At 72.7% G+C, this 16,819-nt stretch carries 16 protein-coding genes; 5 read left to right on the plus strand and 11 right to left on the minus strand.

Translation table 11 applies throughout. The features are described from left to right. Window positions 1–33: 33 nt before the first annotated feature. The 11 genes from ACFY9V_RS04760 to ACFY9V_RS04810 form a co-directional block, all read right to left on the minus strand. Window positions 34–936: a YhjD/YihY/BrkB family envelope integrity protein gene (locus ACFY9V_RS04760; RefSeq protein ID WP_355336225.1), complete on the minus strand. Its 903-nt coding sequence runs from the start codon at window positions 934–936 to the stop codon at window positions 34–36. Between the two features lie 144 nt (window positions 937–1,080). Continuing rightward, a complete protein-coding gene (locus ACFY9V_RS04765; RefSeq protein WP_391042756.1) occupies window positions 1,081–1,983 on the minus strand; it encodes a GH25 family lysozyme in 903 nt (300 codons plus the stop codon). 208 nt (window positions 1,984–2,191) lie between these two features. Beyond that, on the minus strand, window positions 2,192–3,040 hold the full coding sequence (locus ACFY9V_RS04770) for an NUDIX domain-containing protein (RefSeq protein WP_391159437.1): 849 nt from the start codon (window positions 3,038–3,040) through the stop codon (window positions 2,192–2,194). A gap of 66 nt (window positions 3,041–3,106) precedes the next feature. Continuing rightward, window positions 3,107–5,836, minus strand: coding sequence for a CHAT domain-containing protein (locus ACFY9V_RS04775; protein WP_391159439.1), 2,730 nt, complete (start codon window positions 5,834–5,836; stop codon window positions 3,107–3,109). Between the two features lie 8 nt (window positions 5,837–5,844). Then, window positions 5,845–7,449, minus strand: a complete 1,605-nt coding sequence (locus ACFY9V_RS04780; protein WP_391159442.1) for a CATRA conflict system CASPASE/TPR repeat-associated protein — start codon at window positions 7,447–7,449, stop codon at window positions 5,845–5,847. After that, window positions 7,449–7,808 (minus strand): CATRA system-associated protein, encoded by a 360-nt coding sequence (locus ACFY9V_RS04785; protein WP_391159444.1) that lies wholly within the window; start codon window positions 7,806–7,808, stop codon window positions 7,449–7,451. Before ACFY9V_RS04785 ends, ACFY9V_RS04780 begins: the two co-directional genes overlap by 1 nt. Before the next feature lie 170 nt (window positions 7,809–7,978). Next, the gene (kdpC, locus tag ACFY9V_RS04790; protein ID WP_355336237.1) at window positions 7,979–8,608 is read right to left on the minus strand and encodes a potassium-transporting ATPase subunit KdpC; all 630 of its coding nucleotides are present in this window, start codon (window positions 8,606–8,608) and stop codon (window positions 7,979–7,981) included. Between the two features lie 51 nt (window positions 8,609–8,659). Continuing rightward, entirely contained in the window at window positions 8,660–10,828 is a 2,169-nt protein-coding gene (gene kdpB / locus ACFY9V_RS04795; RefSeq protein ID WP_355336239.1) for a potassium-transporting ATPase subunit KdpB, read from the minus strand. Further along, window positions 10,828–12,492: a potassium-transporting ATPase subunit KdpA gene (gene kdpA, locus ACFY9V_RS04800; RefSeq protein WP_391159447.1), complete on the minus strand. Its 1,665-nt coding sequence runs from the start codon at window positions 12,490–12,492 to the stop codon at window positions 10,828–10,830. The genes kdpB and kdpA overlap by 1 nt, the downstream gene beginning before the upstream one ends. Then, window positions 12,492–12,581 carry a K(+)-transporting ATPase subunit F gene (gene kdpF, locus ACFY9V_RS04805; RefSeq protein WP_188283652.1) on the minus strand — a complete coding sequence of 30 codons (90 nt, stop codon included), beginning with the start codon at window positions 12,579–12,581 and terminating at the stop codon, window positions 12,492–12,494. Before kdpF ends, kdpA begins: the two co-directional genes overlap by 1 nt. Beyond that, on the minus strand, window positions 12,578–12,712 hold the full coding sequence (locus ACFY9V_RS04810) for a hypothetical protein (RefSeq protein WP_355336243.1): 135 nt from the start codon (window positions 12,710–12,712) through the stop codon (window positions 12,578–12,580). Before ACFY9V_RS04810 ends, kdpF begins: the two co-directional genes overlap by 4 nt. A 390-nt stretch (window positions 12,713–13,102) precedes the next feature. Between ACFY9V_RS04810 and ACFY9V_RS04815 the strand changes: the two genes are divergently transcribed. The 5 genes from ACFY9V_RS04815 to ACFY9V_RS04835 all read left to right on the plus strand — a co-directional run bounded on the left by ACFY9V_RS04815 (window position 13,103) and on the right by ACFY9V_RS04835 (window position 16,620). After that, window positions 13,103–13,912: a hypothetical protein gene (locus ACFY9V_RS04815; RefSeq protein WP_391159450.1), complete on the plus strand. Its 810-nt coding sequence runs from the start codon at window positions 13,103–13,105 to the stop codon at window positions 13,910–13,912. Window positions 13,913–13,953: 41 nt separating this feature from the next. Beyond that, a complete protein-coding gene (locus ACFY9V_RS04820) occupies window positions 13,954–14,154 on the plus strand; it encodes a hypothetical protein (RefSeq protein WP_355336247.1) in 201 nt (66 codons plus the stop codon). Between the two features lie 113 nt (window positions 14,155–14,267). After that, window positions 14,268–14,672 (plus strand): nitroreductase/quinone reductase family protein, encoded by a 405-nt coding sequence (locus ACFY9V_RS04825; protein ID WP_391042774.1) that lies wholly within the window; start codon window positions 14,268–14,270, stop codon window positions 14,670–14,672. 224 nt (window positions 14,673–14,896) lie between these two features. After that, entirely contained in the window at window positions 14,897–15,208 is a 312-nt protein-coding gene (locus ACFY9V_RS04830; protein WP_355336251.1) for a hypothetical protein, read from the plus strand. 131 nt (window positions 15,209–15,339) lie between these two features. After that, the gene (locus ACFY9V_RS04835) at window positions 15,340–16,620 is read left to right on the plus strand and encodes a hypothetical protein (RefSeq protein ID WP_391159452.1); all 1,281 of its coding nucleotides are present in this window, start codon (window positions 15,340–15,342) and stop codon (window positions 16,618–16,620) included. The last annotated feature ends 199 nt before the right edge of the window (window positions 16,621–16,819 follow it).

Consider the following 16,819-nt stretch of genomic DNA (forward strand, 5'->3'; position numbering starts at 1 on the left):
ACCCCCCAAGGCCCCCCGGCCCCCGACCCCGCGTCAGTCGATCGTCCCGCCCGACCCGTCCGACCGCCACAGCACACCGGGCGCCGTCTCCTTCGGCTCCTCGTACCACCCTTCCGGCCGCTGCGGCCGGGGAATCTCGCCGCCCTGCCGCAGCATCCGCCCGTCCCGCACATGGCGCCCGAGCAGGGCGCCGCCGAAGACGACGAAGCCGACGCCGACCAGCCAGGTGACGACGGTGAGCACGGTCCCGACGGGGCCGTACGTGACGGCGTTGGAGACGATCATCGGGGCGAAGAAGAGGTGCGAGAAGAGCCGGAGGCCCGCGAGGCCGAGCATGGTGAACACGGCGCCGGGCAGGGCGGTGCGGACGTCCACGCCGCCGCCGAGCAGGAAGCGCTGGCCCCAGGCGAAGAAGACGACGCCGAGGACGAAGGTGAGGACGATGCGTACGCCGCCGCGCAGCAGCCCGCTGCCCATGAGCGCGGCGCTCTGCGACTCGCAGAACAGATAGGCGGTGAGCACCGCGAGCCACACCGCGCGCCGCACGTCGCGGTGCCAGGGCCCGGACGGCAGGTCCCAGATCTTGCGGTAGCCGGTCTCGACGCTCGCCACGAAGGTGAGGCCGAAGTAGGCGAGCGAGGCCAGGCTCCACGCGCTGGTGGCGCTCAGGATGTTGCGCGGCGCCGCGAACAGGCTGCGGACGCTGTGCGAACCGTCCGCGTTCAGACCCATGCCGTCGACGACCCACTGCGCGAAGCCGGGCCGGTTCTCCCACGGCGTCGCGGCGGCGACCACGACCAGCAGCGGCATCAGCGTGACGAAGCCGAGCGCGGCGAAGCCCATCGAACGGTGCATCAACTCTATGTGGGTGGCCTGCTTCCACAGCCGTCCCGGCGCGGACCGCTTCCAGGCAGCCGTCAGTCCAGCCATGGCCATGGTGTCACCTTCCCCCGCAGCATCACCGCTTGTGGATACCTGGCGGAGGACCCCGCGCGCAACTCGGGCCCCACAAAGCGCCGTTACGGGACACCGAATCGGGACAAGTGGCAGCGGCGGCCCGAGGGGCGGGGCCGCCGGGGGCTACTCCGGGGCCGCGTCCGCCGCCACCGCGTCGTCGATGGCCTGGTGCACCTTCGACACCAGGGTGTCCGTGTCCAGCGCCGGATTCGCGGTGGCCAGCGCCTGCGCGAGGGTGTTGACGGTGGCGGTCAGCGCGGTCACGCGCGTGATCAGCGTCTTCACGTCGGCGTTGGTGCCGCGCAGATAGCTGTACGCGTCGTGCGGGTCGGCCTTGCCGTTGATCTGGCCCTTGTAGGCCCACAGGTCCTTGGGATCGGGCATGTCGTCCTCCGGGGTGCCGCTCGCCCACGCGCGCAGGGCGGCGGGGGAGAGATAGGCGAGATTTCGGTCGGTGGGAGTGCTGGTGAACTGCCAGAACAGCGGGCGCAGTCCGGACGGCGACGGCTGCGCGCGCTTCTCCGCGTCGGCGTACGACATGGCGCCCGCCGGATACGCCGGGTACCAGAGGAAGGCCGAATTGGCGGGCAGGTGCTTGGCCGCGATGTCGTCGGCGGAGGTGTAGACGCCGACGCGCTGTCCGGGGAACGCCTTCTGTACGGCGGTGATCCAGGTCTGCGCGTAGGCGCGGATCTGGGCGGCGGTACGGCCCGAGTAGTTGGCGCCGTCCGAACGGCGCTCCAGGTCCAGGACGTGCAGGAAGCCTTTTCTGGCATGGGACTTCACGGCGCCGACGTAATTGGCGGCCTCCGTGGCCGCGTTCTGGTTCGGCCAGCCGAAGTGGTAGGCGCCCGGCACGAGTCCGGCGCCGATGATGCCCGCGATGTGCGTGGCGAAAGCGCTGTCCTTGGTGTGCTCGCCCTCGCTCGCTTTGGCGAAGGCGAAGGTGATGCCGCTCCGGGCCAGGGACTTCCAGTCCTGATTGCCCTGGTACGACGAGACGTCGAGACCGCGAGACGTCGGCATGAGCCCTCCGGGTGGTCGTGGCGGGGCAGGCGTACAGTCCACCGTCACTCGCGGTGTCCGCGCAAGCGGAACGGGAAATGCCGCTCCACCAGAGGGCGTACGCGCAAGGGCTCGCGCCGGGCGCACTCCGCCGGTGACATCGCTCACCGCCCGTCACACCGGATGCCTCAGGTCGCGCCCTGCCTCATGCGTCACGGGTACGTACGCGTCAGCCGCCCGGCCGCTCCAACAGCCCGCGCGCCGTGGCGAGTCCGTACGCCGACAGCGTGTAACCGTCCGAGATCGCGCCGTCCACCAGCATGGTGTGGAACGCCTCGGGGGTCAGCGCCAGCCTCCGGGCGATGCCCTCCTCCAGCGCGCCCTCGTCCGGCTCCTCGCTGAAGTCGTCCGCGTCGACGCGCGCGAGGTACAACTGGTCGGCGATCGAGCTGAGTCCGGAGTCGGAGACGAAGGCGCCGAGGTGCACGACCTCGCGCACCTCGCAGCCCAGCTCCTCGCGGGCCTCGCGCCGCGCGGTCGCCTCGCCGCCCTCGCCCGCGTCGCCAAAGCCGCGCGGGATCTCCCAGTGCCAGGCGCGGGTGGCGTGCCGGAAGTGGCGGAGCAGGACGATCCGCCCGTCGCTGAGCACCGGCAGCGCGGCGGCCCCGCCGATCGCGGTGTCGCCCACCGCGCGGATGTACGTACCGAGCCGCCCGCTCCTGAACCGGACCGCGTCGCGCACCAGCCGCAGATACGGGTCCCGGTAGACCACGCCGATGTCCCCGACGTCCTCCGACAGGCCGAAGGCGACCGCCGACTCGGCCGTCCGCCGGGTCACTTCGTCCTGGTCCGCGCTGTCGAGCAGGATCTCGACGGCAGCGCCGGGCGGATTCTCGAACAACTCGGGTCGCAGGGCGCGCAGTTCGTCGTACGCCGCCAGCCGGGCGCGGCGCCGCTCACGGACCCGGTCGGCCTCAGGGACCCGGTCGGCCTCCCGGGCGGCGTCGGCCCTGTCGGCGGCGGACCCCTCCGCGCCGCTGGAACCGCTCTCCGACGTCTCGTCCTCGGCGATGCCCATCCCCGTCTCCTGCCCCGTCGTCGGTGATCGGCGGCCTGCCGGCCGTCGCCTGGCCCGATCATAGATTCACAAGTACAGCGCCAGCGGCAGGCGTTCGACGCGCGCGGCGAGCCCGTCGTACGTCTCGATGTCCTGCCGGTAGTGCCGGTGCAGGGCCTCGACCACGTCGAAGACGCCGGTGCCGGCCGGACCGGGGCCCAGCACGCGGCGGCTCTCGCGCAGCAGGGCGCGCACGGTGGCGACCATCGTGGTGTCGAGGACCTTCCACAGCGGGACGCCGATCGCGCCCGCCCCGCTGACCATCAGCGACCGCATGAAGCCCAGGACGTCGCCGCCGTCCGAGCGCATGCCCTGGCCCGCGAGGCACGCGCCGAGCACGGTCAGCTTGTTGCGCGGCAGGCTCAGGTGCAGGGCGAGGTCGAACTGCGTGAGGACGTCCTCCTGGCCGAGGTTGAGCAGCGGCCCCGCGCCCTCGGCGGTGTCCACGTACGTGCCGTGCCCGGCGTAGACGAAGAACTCGGGCTTGCACTCCACGAGCGCCGCCACCCCCGACCAGTCGGCCGGGTGCCGCTGCGCGGCGCCGGGGGCCGTCGTGGGGTCGGGGAAGCCGCCGAAGACGTCACCGGCCAGCACGATGTGGTCCGGCGGCCAGCCGGTGCCGACGACCTCGCGGCCCGTCGCGTGCGCGTCGGTCACCAGCAGCGCCGCCAGGTCGTCGTCCCGCTCCGCCAACTGCCGCTTGAGCAGGTGCCGTCCACGGGTCACGAAGGCCGCGACGCTCACCGAGTGCGACAGCGGTACGCGCGCCGCCAGCGGCCGGGCGTCGCCGCGCTCGGTCGCGACATGCAGCGGCATCGCGAAGAGGTCGTCGGTCGGGACGATCGTGAGATGCGTCAACGGGCCGCCGCGCGTGGCGTGTTCCCAGACCGGCGCGATCAGCAGGTCCCAGATCCGGTGGCAGGTCTCGGCGCCGGGCGCGCCCGCCTCCAGGTCGGCGGTCACCTCCCGCGCCAGCGCGGTCACGTCGTCGTACGGGACGGCGGGCAGCAGCGTCAGCAGGCCGTCGCGGCACACCATGACCCCGAGCCGGTCCGCGACGGCGGCACCCGCCCCGCCGTCGCGGCGCACCCCGTCCGGCGCCACGTAGCTGAAGTACCGCACCACACATGACCCTTGGTGATTGAGGGTGTACTGCACGAGCTGGTGGGCGATGTCCTCGTCGTGCGTGACCGAGGTGAGCGGGTGCTGGAGGAACCACTCCTCGTACTCCTGCTCGCGCCGCACGATCAGCGTCCGCAGCCGCTCCGCCTCCTCGTCCGCCAGGGTGCCGGGAGCGGCGCGCCGCCCCGTGCCAGGCGACGGCTCCGCACCGGACCCGCCTGCCTCGGCGCCCGCCTGACGGTCCGTCGGCGGCGCGAGCAGCGGCGGCCGTGAGGAGCCGAGCAGGTCGAGCAGTTCACGCCCCGAGGACTCCTCGACCAGCGACAGGATCTGCTCCAGATTCTCCCGCGACCCGTCGCCCGTCTCGACCCGCGCCGCGATGGCCTGGAGGTACGCGGGCCGCATGTGCCGCGCGTAGGCCCGCTTGTAGACCGGCAGCGCGACCGCGCCGCGTACGGTCCTGGCCATCGTCAGACGGCGGTCCAGGACGTCGGCGGGACGGCGGTCCTCGGGGAGCTGCCCCGCCACCCGCGCGTAGCCGCGCACCGTGTACGCGTAGAAGTCGACGTCCATCCCGGTCTGCCGGCCGATACCGCTGTCGTCCTGCTCCAACTCGTCCAGCAGCGCGGCCAGTTCGGCCAGCCCCTCGGGGCCGCCCCTCCTGATCGCGAGATTCTGCCGGGCGATCCGGGCACCGCGCGCCCAGGGCTGGTCGAGCAGGTCCTCGTAGTACGCGACGGCGTTCGCGGGGTCGCACTGCGCGCTCAGATTCGCCGACTGGGCGACCCGGTAGGAGTCGCCGAGGGCCCGACTGACGACCAGCGACTCGCCGATGACCTCCAGCGCCCGGCCCGCGTCGCCGTCCTGCCGTACCGCCGTCGCCAGATTGTGCAGGGCGTTCGCGTAGCCGCGCAGGAACTCCCGGTGCCGGGGCGGCGCGTCGGGCGAGGTGGGCAGCGCGATCCCGAACTCCGCCAGACCGGCGCGGACATCGGCGCACAGCGCCTCCAGCTCCGGTACGAGACCGTGCGCGTCGGTGCCTCCCGGACGGTCGCGCGCGGTCTGGCTGCGCTCCTCGAAGGCGGCGCGCGCCTGATTGCTCCGCAGGTCGGGCAGCACCCACCACAGCCCGGCCGTCACGGCCGTGCGCACGGCCGTACCGAAGGCGATCCTGGCCGGGGTGAAGTCGCCCAGCCGGTACCGGATACGGCCGACGCCGTCGTACCAGCGGGCCACCGCGTAGGAGGCGAACTCGTCGGGCGCCTGCGCCAGGCGCGCCAGGAGGCCCTCCGCGTCGGCCCTGGACGCGTCGATGAGCTGGAGGCCGGTCAGCGGCTCGTACGCCATGTCCGCCCGGACGATCTCGCACCAGTACGCGCCGACGCGCCGCGCGGTCGTCCGCGTGTCGCCGCCGGGGGCCGGGCTGTGCGCGTCCGCGAGCCGCAGCATGCCGACGGCGTCGGACTGGCGCATGGGGATGTCGAAGTCGACATCGAAGCGGGTGATCAGGTCCTCGACGTCCAGCGTCTCGACGAAGGCGCGGATGGCGGAGGAGGCGGATCGGCCGCCGGGGGCGTGGGCGGGGCGGGACGCCGGGCCTAAGGCGCCTTCTGGGGAGGGTGACGCGGATGTCATGGGAAACCTCAGTGCCGTCGGGTGAGCCAGCGGGATGCGCCGTACGCGATCAGCCCCGACACCACGGCGCAGGGCAGTGTCACGGCGACGGGGAGCGGTCCGAGATCGAGGTGGCGGCGGACCAGGACGGTCACCAGCCAGCACAGGGACGCGCCGACCAGCCCTGCCGCCCAACTGACCAGCCACGCGTAGGAGGTGGTCGCCCTGACCCCCGCCCAGCGCAGCACGGTCAGCGGCAGCGCCAGGGCGAGCGCGGTGAGCACGGCGATGGTGGGGGACTGGAGGAAGCGGGAGAGCGGTACGTGGTACGAGAACGACTGGACGGCGGCGAGCGCGGTGGCCGCCGCGCCCAGCACCGAGCCCTGGATGAGCGTCAGCTTCCCGCGCCGGTCGTCGAAGGCGCGGTCCACGATGGTGGTCGCCAACGCCCGTGCCGCCTCGGCGCGTTCGCGCGTCGTCTCCAGATACACCTGGTCGCTCTCGGCCTGCGCGATCAGCGCCTCGGCCGCCGCGAGGTCGGCCTCGGGCCAGGACGCGCCCGGGCCCCGGCGGTGGACGACGGGCGCGTGGATGCGCATGTTGGCGGCGGCGATGGCGACCGTACGGCTCAACTGCCGCAGCCCGGTGATCGTCCACGTCATGCCCTGCGCGCCGAGCTGCGTCCCGTCCAGCAGCGCCGCCGCGCGCAGCACCCGGCCGAGCGCGATCGGCTGCCCGGAAGCCGCGGGCTCCAACTCCCGCAGCAGCTCGCGCGTATGACGCTCACTCACTTCCACCGGTACGTGCACCGGCTCGTCGGCCGCGTACTGCCGTGCCTCGTACCGCAGTTTCGAGGCGTGCAGCAGATAGCGGGTCAGCGGCCGCAGTCCACTCTCGCCGTCCACGGCCCAGGCCCAGGCGTCCAACTCGGCCTCCAGCGCGGCCGGGGCGAGCACGTAGAGGTGGGAGACGGCGTCGTGCGCCGGGTCCTCCTCGGGCCGCCACACGTCGAAGCCGTGGTCGGTACGGTCGAAGCCGCGCCACCAGGCGCCGTCGCGGCCCGAGCCCGAGGCCGTAGCGCCGAAACCCGTAGCGCCGGAGCCCGTACCGCTGACGGAACCCGGTCCCGGCACCGGCGGGCCGTACCGGCGTATCTCCTCGCACACCGTGTGGTCGTTCACGCCGACAGTGCGCCGGCGCAATGCCTCGAAGACGCGGAATTCGCCGAGGATTCCGTCCGGCGGGGGCCCGGCGGCCGGCCGTCCGGTGCTCGCGACCGCCGTGTTCCATTCGGTCAGCAGGTCATTCCACTGTTCGAGGCCGGAATGGGTGTCATTCGGGGCGAGCAGCGCGATCAGGCCAACGGTGTCGTGTTCCGCGAAGACGAAGGCGGAGTGAACGGAGGTCGCGCCGCCGCGTTCGGCCGCCGCGAGGATTTCCAGGTCCTTCGTATGGCCGGGAATGGCCGGTAAGCGGGCCGCGTGAAACGGAAGTCCGGTAATCGGCGATGTCATGCCGAGCGCTCGGCACGCCTGCCAGAGATCGTTGAGATAGGCGTGTGCGGATTCGTCGTCGGCGGAAGCGGTGGGGGCGAAGCAGGCGATGAGCAGGGCCGGTTTGACGATGCCGCGCATCAGGCGGCGGGGCCGGTCGACGAGGGGCCGCCGCCCGTCGAAGGCCCGGCCGCCGGGCCCCGGTCCTCGCTGCTCAGGTCCAACGTGAGCCGCCGCACCAGGATGTTGCGCTGCTCGCGCTGCCGCTGCGGGATGAAGGACTTCACCGGGCCGGGACGCGCCAGCGCGCGCCGCGACTCCTCCAGCCTCTGGAGCGCGCCGAGCGCGTCGCGCACGCCCTCCTCGCTCCCGTCCGCCAGCGCCGTACTCAACGCGTCCAGCGCGGCCCCCACCGCACCCCATTCCTCCGAGGTCAGCAGCCAGTCCTCAATGGCCTCGACCCGCCCGAGAACGCTCCGCACACTGAGCCGGTCCGTCATGGCCCTCCCCCCTGCCCCGAGAATGCGAAAGCCCCCCGGCACGCGCATCCGTTTCGGCGGAAGCGTATACCGGAGGGCTGACGGCGCACCCGGGAAATACCCGGAAGGATCTCTCCGCGGATCTCGGTACGGATCTCGATACGGATCTCCGTACGCCGATCGCCACGGGATCAGTGCCGCGACGCCAACGCGCGATTGAGGTCGAGGACATTGACGTGCTTCTGGCCGAGAAAGCCCAGCTCGCGCCCCGACACATGGTCGGCCACCAGTTCGCGTACCGCGTCAGCGGAGAGCCCGCGGGCCTTGGCGACCCGGTTCACCTGCTCGTACGCGTACGCGGGCGAGATGTCCGGGTCCAGGCCGGAGCCGGAGGCGGTCACCGCGTCGACCGGGACCGAGGCCGGGTCGACACCGTCGAAGGCGGCGACGTCCTTGCGGCGCTGCTCGATCGTCTTGACCAGGCCCGGGTCGTTGGGGCCGAGGTTCGACGCGCCCGAGGCCAGCGGGTCGTAGCCGCCGGCCGACGGGCGCGGCTGGAACCACTTGGGGTCCGGACGGGCCGCCTCGTCGGCGTCGTCGGGGTTCTTCTTCGGCAGGTCGAAGCTCTGCCCGATCTGCCGGGACCCGACGACCTGGCCGTTCTGCGTGACTTCGGAGCCGTTCGCCCGGTCGCTGAAGGCGACTTGGGCGACGCCCGTGACGGCCAGCGGGTAGACGATCCCCGCGATCACGGTCATCAGCAGCAGGACGCGGAGCGCCGAGAGGTGCCTGCGGACCGCGCTGGAGTGGAACGTGAACATCGTGTCGCACCTTCCTTTCGTGAAGAGGTGTCGCTCGCCCGGAGGCGGCGGTCAGCGCAGTCCGGGGATGAACTGGATGATCAGGTCGATGAGTTTGATGCCGATGAACGGCAGGGCGAGGCCGCCGAGTCCGTAGACCCAGATGTTGCGGTTGAGCAGGGCGGCGGCGGACGACGGCCGGTAGCGGACACCGCGCAGCGCGAGCGGGATCAGCGCGACGATGATCAGCGCGTTGAAGATGATCGCGGAGGCGATGGCCGACTGCGGGCTGTGCAGGCCCATGACGTTGAGCTTGTCCAGGCCCGGATAGGCGACGGTGAACATCGCGGGGATGATCGCGAAGTACTTCGCCACGTCGTTGGCGATCGAGAAGGTCGTCAACGCGCCACGGGTGATGAGCAGTTGCTTCCCGATCTCGACGATCTCGATCAGCTTGGTCGGGTTGGAGTCCAGGTCCACCATGTTCCCGGCCTCCTTGGCGGCCGAGGTGCCGGTGTTCATGGCCACGCCGACGTCGGCCTGCGCGAGCGCGGGCGCGTCGTTCGTACCGTCGCCGGTCATCGCGACGAGCTTGCCGCCCGCCTGCTCCCGCTTGATGAGCGCCATCTTGTCCTCGGGGGTGGCCTCGGCGAGGAAGTCGTCCACGCCCGCCTCCTCCGCGATGGCCTTGGCCGTCATCGGGTTGTCGCCGGTGATCATCACCGTGCGGATGCCCATCGTCCGCAGCTCCGCGAAGCGTTCGCGCATCCCGGCCTTGACGACGTCCTTGAGGTGGATCACGCCGAGCACGGTCGCGGTCGTCCCGCCGTCGCGGCGCACGATCTCGCCGACGACCAGCGGTGTGCCGCCGCTCGCCGAGATGCCGTCCACGATCTCGCCGACCTCGGGGCTCGGCTGTCCGCCCGCGTCGCGGATCCACCGGATGACGGCGGAGGCCGCGCCCTTGCGCAGCGACCGCTGGCCGCCGTCCTCGACGAGGTCGACGCCGCTCATCCGGGTCTGCGCCGTGAACGGCACGAACTCCGCGTGCGGCAGCTCCCCTTCGGCCCGCGCGCGCAGCGCGTACCGCTCCTTGGCGAGCACCACGACGGACCGTCCCTCGGGCGTCTCGTCCGACAGCGACGAGAGCTGCGCCGCGTCGGCCAGCCGGCCGATGTCGGCGCCGCCCAGCGGCAGGAACTCGGCGGCCTGCCGGTTGCCGAGGGTGATGGTGCCGGTCTTGTCGAGCAGCAGGGTGTTGACGTCGCCCGCCGCCTCGACGGCCCTGCCCGACATGGCCAGCACATTGCGCTGCACCAGCCGGTCCATGCCCGCGATGCCGATCGCGGACAGCAGCGCCCCGATGGTGGTCGGGATGAGCGCCACGACCAGCGCGACGAGGATCACGATGGACTGCTCGGCGCCCGCGTAGATCGCCATCGGCTGGAGGGTGACGACGGCCAGCAGGAACACGACGGTCAGCGAGGCCAGCAGGATGTTCAGCGCGATCTCGTTCGGCGTCTTCTGCCGTGACGCGCCCTCGACCAGGGCGATCATCCGGTCGATGAACGTCTCGCCCGGCTTGGAGGTGATCTTGACGACGATACGGTCGGACAGCACGCGGGTGCCGCCCGTCACCGCCGACCGGTCACCGCCCGACTCCCGGATGACGGGAGCCGATTCACCGGTGATCGCGGACTCGTCCACCGACGCGATGCCCTCGACGACGTCACCGTCGCCGGGGATGATCTGCCCGGCCTCGACCACCACGTGGTCGCCGAGCCGGAGTTCGGCGGCGGGCACCGGCTCCTCGGCGACCGCCCCCGCGGACCCCGCGGCAGAAGTGCCCTGCCCGTGACTCCAGTTGGCCAGCCGACGCGCCACCGTCTCGGTCTTCGTACGCCGCAGCGTCTCCGCCTGCGCCTTGCCGCGGCCCTCGGCGACGGCCTCCGCCAGATTGGCGAAGACGGCGGTCAGCCAGAGCCACGCGGTGATCACCCAGGCGAAGATGCTCGGGTCCTTGATCGCGGAGAGCGTGGTCAGCACCGCGCCCGCCTCGACCACGAACATGACCGGGTTCCTGGCCATGACGCGCGGGTCGAGCTTGCGGCACGCGTCGGGCAGCGAGATCAGCAACTGCTTGGGATCGAGCAGCCCGCCGGAGATCCGGTGCGACGGCTGCGCCGCCGCGGCGCCGTGGCCCCCCGAGGGGGACGGCGGCCTGTCAGTGGTGACGGACATCAGTGCAGACCTTCCGCGAGCGGGCCCAGCGAGAGTGCGGGGAAGTAGGTGAGGCCGACGACCACGATGATCACGGCCGTGAGCAGGCCGACGAACTGCGGCCGATGGGTGGGCAGCGTGCCCGCGGTGACGGGCACCGGTTGCTGTCCGGCGAGCGAACCGGCCAGCGCCAGCACGAAGATCATCGGCAGGAAGCGGCCGAAGAGCATCGCCAGACCGAGCGCGGTGTTGTACCACTCGGTGTTGACGCTGAGGCCCGCGAACGCCGAGCCGTTGTTGTTGGCGGCCGAGGTGAAGGCGTACAGCACCTCGGAGAAGCCGTGCGGACCGGAGTTGAGCATCGCGGCGCGCTCGCCGGGCAGCGCCATCGCCGTACCGGTGCCGATCAGGACGACCGCGGGCGTGGCCAGGATGTACAGCGACGCGAATTTCATCTCGCGCGCGCCGAGCTTCTTGCCCAGGTACTCCGGCGTGCGGCCGACCATCAGCCCGGCCACGAACACCGCGATGACCGCGAGGATCAGGATGCCGTAGAGACCGGAGCCGGTACCGCCGGGCGCGATCTCACCGAGCATCATGTTGAAGATCGTCATGCCGCCGCCGCCCGGCGAGAACGAGTCGTGGAAGGAGTTGACGGCGCCGGTCGAGGTCAGCGTGGTCGAGGCCGCGAAGAGCGTCGACGCCCAGATCCCGAACCGCTGTTCCTTGCCCTCCATCATCCCGCCCGCCGCGTGACCGGCCGAACTGCTCACGCTGTGCAGCTCGTTGACGGTGATGAGCGCCACCGACGCGGCCCAGATCAGACCCATCACGGCGAGGATCGCGTACCCCTGGCGGTGGTCGCCGACCATCTTGCCGAAGGTGCGCGGCAGCGAGAAGGAGATCACCAACAGCAGGTAGATTTCCAGGATGTTGGAGATCCCGTTGGGGTTCTCGAAGGGGTGGGCGGAGTTGGCGTTGTAGAACCCGCCGCCGTTGGTGCCCAGTTCCTTGATGACCTCCTGCGAGGCCACGGGACCGCCGGTGATCGACTGCTTGTCGCCGATCAGCGTGGTGATCTCGTGGACGCCGTGCAGATTCTGCACCGCGCCCGCCGCGACCAGCACGATCGCGAAGACGAACGCCATCGGCACCAGCAGCCGTACGACGATCCGCGTCAGGTCCACCCAGAAGTTGCCGACCCGGTCCGTCCTGCGGCGCGTGAAGCCGCGGATGAGGGCGGCGACCACGGCGATGCCGACGGCGGCCGACACGAAGTTCTGCACCGCCAGACCCGCCATCTGGACCAGGTGACCCATCGTCACCTCGCCGGAATACGACTGCCAGTTGGTGTTCGTCACGAACGAGGCGGCCGTGTTGAACGCCTGGTCGGCCTTGACCGGCGCGAAACCCAGCGACAGCAACAGGTGGTTCTGAAGCCGCTGGAATGCGAAGAGGAAGAGCACGGACACCACGGAGAACGCCAGCACGCCCCGCAGATACGCCGACCACTTCTGGTCCGCGTCGCCGTCGACACCGCCGAGCCGGTAGATGCCGCGCTCGACGCGCAGGTGCTTGGCGGTGGTGAGGATGCGGGCGATGTAGTCGCCCAGCGGGCGGTAGGACAGCGCCAGTGCCGCGATCAGGACGGTGATCTGGAGCCAGCCCGCGAGAGTGTCGTTCACTAGAACTTCTCCGGGAAGATCAGGGCCAGCACGAGGTAGACGAGCAGGCAGGCAGCCACGACGAGGCCGACGACGTTCTCGGCGCTCACAGCTTCTCGACCCCCTTGACCACCAGGGCGAGCACGGCGAACACCGCGACCGTCACGAGGACGAAGACAACATCGGACATGGGCGAGAACCCCGGATCGTGTGGAGAGGTGAACGGAAGGACATCGCTCATGAGACGGCCTGACCGGGGCCCGTCCGGCGCTGTTAACGCTTCCCTGGCGCGGCGGACGGCCACGTTGACACCGTCTTGACGGCGCAGGCCGTGTCCTGCCGGGCTCTGCCGGGGTGTACGGCCGCGCCGCAGGTCAGCGGGGCGGCGCGCGAACGATTACGGCAGCCGGGTGAGCGGCGGCGGGCTGGCGTCCGGGGCCCGGCGTCAGGGGCGCGGAGGCGCGGCGGGCTGGCGTCGGGGTCGCGGCGGCCTGGCGGCCCGGCGTCGGGGTCTCGGGGTCGCGGCGGCGCGGCGGCGCGGCGTCAGGGTCGCGTCAAGACCGCGGGCGGGGGCGTCAGGGCCACGTCAGCGGTCGGTACGGGGCCGCCGGACGCTCGTAGCGTCGGAGACATGGGATACGGCGAGGCGGTCGAGACGGCGCGGTCGGGGGCTTCCCCGGTGTCGGCCGGGCACGCGCCCGCGGCCGGGCACGGGTACGGGCCCGCGGCCGGGTACGGGCACGGGCCCGGTTCGGCGTACGGACGCCCGCGCCCGCGCGGCGCCGCGCACGTATCAGCGCACGTATCCGCGTACGGGCGGCTGCCCGGTCAGGTGCGCGTCCATCGGCCCGCGACGGCGTACGACCACGGATGGCGCGCCGGATTCCGGGTCGCCGTCGGCGTGGCGGGCGGCCTGCTCGCGGCGCTGACCGCGGCGGACTGGGCGCTGGGCACCCTCGACCCCGTGCGGGCCGCGTTCTGGACCGCGCTGGCCGCCGCCGTCTTCGGGGCGCTGTGTCCGCCCCTGGTCACGGCGGGTGACGGCTGGCTCCGGGTGCGGGGCATGCTGCGCGGCCACCGCGTCCGTACCGACCGCCTGGTCCGTATCCACCTCTTCCCCGGCCGCACCCCCCGGCTCGTCCTCATCGACGCCGAGGGCGGGCGCGCCGCCTTCGACCCGCGCGTGCTCGCGGCCAACCCCGGCCTGTGGCGCCTGCTGGAGGCGGGCGGGCGGCGGTCGTACGGCAGGGGGCTGCTGGTCGCGGGGCTGCCGGTGCTGGACGGGCTGGCGGCCGAGGCCGCAGGGGGCGCGGGGCGGGAGCCGGGACCGGAATCGGGCGCGGAACCGGGTCTGGAATCGGGTGCGGAATCGGGTGCGGAATCGGGGCGGGTGCCGGGTCCGGGGTCGGGCGGCGGGCCGGGCCGGTCGGGTCGCGGCTGATCCGGGGTGCGGACCCGGGGCAGGCGGGGCAGGCTGGTGTCATGGACACTCCGCCGATCACCGTGCACCCGCCGGGCCCCGGCGGCGGGCGGCGGGTCACCATCCGCGGCACCGACGTGGGCCGCGCCCACCGCATAGCCGACCTCGTCGAATTCCTCCGCCGCGCCGGTCTGGACGACATAGAGGTCGAGGAGACCGACCTGATCCAGTGGGTCGGCGGCGACGCGGACACCTGGTCGTAGCCGATACGAGGCCGTCGGCCGTACGGCCCACGGCGCACGTGTCGGTGCGGGTAGGTTCGGACCCGGCGTAACGCCCAACGGGGGCGTCGGCGACATCCTGGAGGACCGGGCCGGTGTCAGAGCGAGTCGAGCGCAATCAGTTAATCATTGATCAATTCCGCGCCAATGGAGGCCAGTTGGGCGGCGGAGGTCTCCCTCTGCTGCTCCTCACCACCACCGGCGCCCGTACCGGCCGCCGCCTCACCTCCCCGATGGCCTACGCCACGGACGGCCCGGACCTCGTCGTCTTCGCCGCCAACGGGGGCCGTCCCACTCACCCCAACTGGTTCTACAACCTCCGCGCCGACCCCGCCGCCCACGTCGAGGTCGGCACCGAGTCCTTCGACGTCACGGCCACCATCACCGAGGGCGCGGAGCGCGACCGGCTCTGGGCGCAGCAGTTGCGCGCGGCGCCGTTCTTCGCGGACTTCCAGCAGCGTGCGGGGCGCACGATTCCGGTCATCACGTTGAGCCGCTGATGTCGCTAGGGCGCTGAGCCGCTGAGCCGCTGAGCCGTTGGCCCGCTGGATTTCGGGCCCGCGCCGCCGAGGCCCGACGTGCGTCCTTCGGGGTGTTCCGTGATCGCCGCCGCTGCGTGTCAGTTCCGGCGGTGGCTCGTTGACCAGGGCGTGGCCCCGCGAATATGCGGCGGGCATGGTCGGTGTCAGCGGCGGGACTCGGTCCCGGACCAAGGAGGTACGTGATGGGCGCAGAGGTGCGGGACATGGTCGGCGGCGTGGGCAAGCTGGGTGCGCGGGCCGCCGTGCTGGGCGCGGTCGCGGGAGCGGCGCTGCTCCCGGCCGGTGTCGCGCACGCGAGCGTCCTCGGGGTCGGCGACGCGGTGTTCGGCAACGCCTGCGTCAACCAGGACCACGGCGTGCGGTCGGCGGGCGCGACGGTCGCGGGCAGCGGGGTGGGCGGCGGCAACCAGACCGGTCTGCCGCTCAGCCTGCCGCGCAACCACTGCGGCGGCAGCGGGATCGTCTGCACCGCCGTCTTCATGTCGTCCGTCTGACCCGGGCGGGAGCGGCGGAGCGGCGAGCGGCGGCCGGTCGGATGACGGCAACGGCGGGCACAACGGTGGTCACGGTGGCGGGCGTTGGTACGGGCGTGGGTACGTGCGCTGCGCCGGGTGTCGGTACGGGTGTGGCCGCGAGTGCCGCGCCGGGCGACCGGGCGGTGGCCGAACTGCTCGCCCTCAGCGGGCAGGCGCTGCCGTCGCTCCGCCGGTGGGCGGCCTCGGAACCGGACTGCGGCCTGGCCCGTGCGCTGCTCACCCTGGCGACCGGCGACGGCCTCGGCGACGCGGAGCTGAAGGCGGAGTTGGCCGTCGCGTACCGCGACGCGCAGGCGGCCGGCGAGCGCGAGGCGAGCGTGGTGTACGGCGTGTTCCTCTTCACGCACCGGCAGTACGCGCTCACCGCGGACCACTTGGTGGCGCACTTCGCCCGGTGGCCGGCCGACGAGGTCGCCGGGCTCATGCTCGGCGCCTTCGCCGCGGACGCGGACCCGGCCGGACGCGCGCGGGGCGAAGCCCTCGTCGAGGAACAGGCCGCCCTCGCGGGCCCCGCCAACTGGCCCTGGACGAGCTGGCTGGCCGCCGCCCGAGCGGAGCAGGGGCGGGTACGCGACGCCCACCGGCTCGCGGTACGCGCCCTGGAAATCTGCCCGCGCTCGGGCGTCGCCGCCCACGCCCTCGCCCACGCCGAGCACGAGTTGGGCACCGGGCGGGCGGGCACGGAATTCCTCGACGCGTGGCTCGCGGCGGACCCCCGCGCGGTGCAGTCGCGCCATCTCACCTGGCACGCCGCGCTCCACTCCATCGCCTGCGGCGACTTCGCCGACGCCCGTCGCCGCGCGGACGCGGCCCTGTCCAGGTCCGACGTCGGCATGCGGGCCGCGACCAACTGGCGCCTGCTGCTGGCCGGACAGGAACCGGCCGGGCGCAACGACCGCGCGCACGTACGGGAGTTGCTGGCCGGACCGGGCGGCATGGCGGAGGTCTTCCACACCTTCAACCTCGCCCTCGCCCTGGCCGTGGAGGCCGCGACTGACGACCTGCACGCCCTGGCCCGCCGCGCCGCCGCCGACCCGCGCACGGAGTTCCGCGACGTACTGGCCCCGGTGGTACGGGCGTTGGCGGAGATCACCGCGGGCCGCCCCCGGGCGGCGGCCGACCTCCTCGCCGACCTGGGCGAGGCGGCGGACCGGATCGGCGGGGTGCGCGTGGAGCGCGAGATCATCCACGACACCCTCGCCCGCGCCCTCGCGGACGCCGGAGAACCCGCCCGCGCCGCCGCCCTGCTCCACGACCGCGTCACGGCCCGCCGCCACCACGTATACGAAGACCTTCTCCTTACGCCGGGCGGCCCGGTCGTCTCCGCTGACCCGGCGGCCGACCGCCGACCGCCACCTACTCCGGCGTGACCGCCACACCGCCGACCGCGTACCCCCGCGCCGTCCGTGGCCGTCCCGTCCGCCCGGGCGGCCGACCGCCCCTCGCCCCGCGCGTCCCCGTGCGCCGCACGCCTGGCCGCGTCCCGGTGGCCTTACGCGTGCGTGCGCGCCACGCCCAGGGTGGCTCCGACCGGGCGGCCGCACCAGCCGCGCGGGTGCGGGCGCGGGT

Source organism: Streptomyces sp. NPDC008317, from assembly GCF_042955955.1.
Classification (GTDB): domain Bacteria; phylum Actinomycetota; class Actinomycetes; order Streptomycetales; family Streptomycetaceae; genus Actinacidiphila.

Coding starts and splice junctions, on each gene's coding strand:
- ACFY9V_RS04820 (WP_355336247.1), top strand. CDS start 13,954: ATGGACACTCCGCCGATCACCGTGCACCCGCCGGGCCCCGGCGGCGGG.
- ACFY9V_RS04760 (WP_355336225.1), bottom strand. CDS start 936: ATGGCCATGGCTGGACTGACGGCTGCCTGGAAGCGGTCCGCGCCGGGA.
- ACFY9V_RS04830 (WP_355336251.1), top strand. CDS start 14,897: ATGGGCGCAGAGGTGCGGGACATGGTCGGCGGCGTGGGCAAGCTGGGT.
- kdpB (WP_355336239.1), bottom strand. CDS start 10,828: ATGTCCGTCACCACTGACAGGCCGCCGTCCCCCTCGGGGGGCCACGGC.
- ACFY9V_RS04785 (WP_391159444.1), bottom strand. CDS start 7,808: ATGACGGACCGGCTCAGTGTGCGGAGCGTTCTCGGGCGGGTCGAGGCC.
- ACFY9V_RS04815 (WP_391159450.1), top strand. CDS start 13,103: ATGGGATACGGCGAGGCGGTCGAGACGGCGCGGTCGGGGGCTTCCCCG.
- ACFY9V_RS04780 (WP_391159442.1), bottom strand. CDS start 7,449: ATGCGCGGCATCGTCAAACCGGCCCTGCTCATCGCCTGCTTCGCCCCC.
- ACFY9V_RS04775 (WP_391159439.1), bottom strand. CDS start 5,836: ATGACATCCGCGTCACCCTCCCCAGAAGGCGCCTTAGGCCCGGCGTCC.
- ACFY9V_RS04765 (WP_391042756.1), bottom strand. CDS start 1,983: ATGCCGACGTCTCGCGGTCTCGACGTCTCGTCGTACCAGGGCAATCAG.
- ACFY9V_RS04770 (WP_391159437.1), bottom strand. CDS start 3,040: ATGGGCATCGCCGAGGACGAGACGTCGGAGAGCGGTTCCAGCGGCGCG.
- kdpC (WP_355336237.1), bottom strand. CDS start 8,608: ATGTTCACGTTCCACTCCAGCGCGGTCCGCAGGCACCTCTCGGCGCTC.
- ACFY9V_RS04810 (WP_355336243.1), bottom strand. CDS start 12,712: ATGAGCGATGTCCTTCCGTTCACCTCTCCACACGATCCGGGGTTCTCG.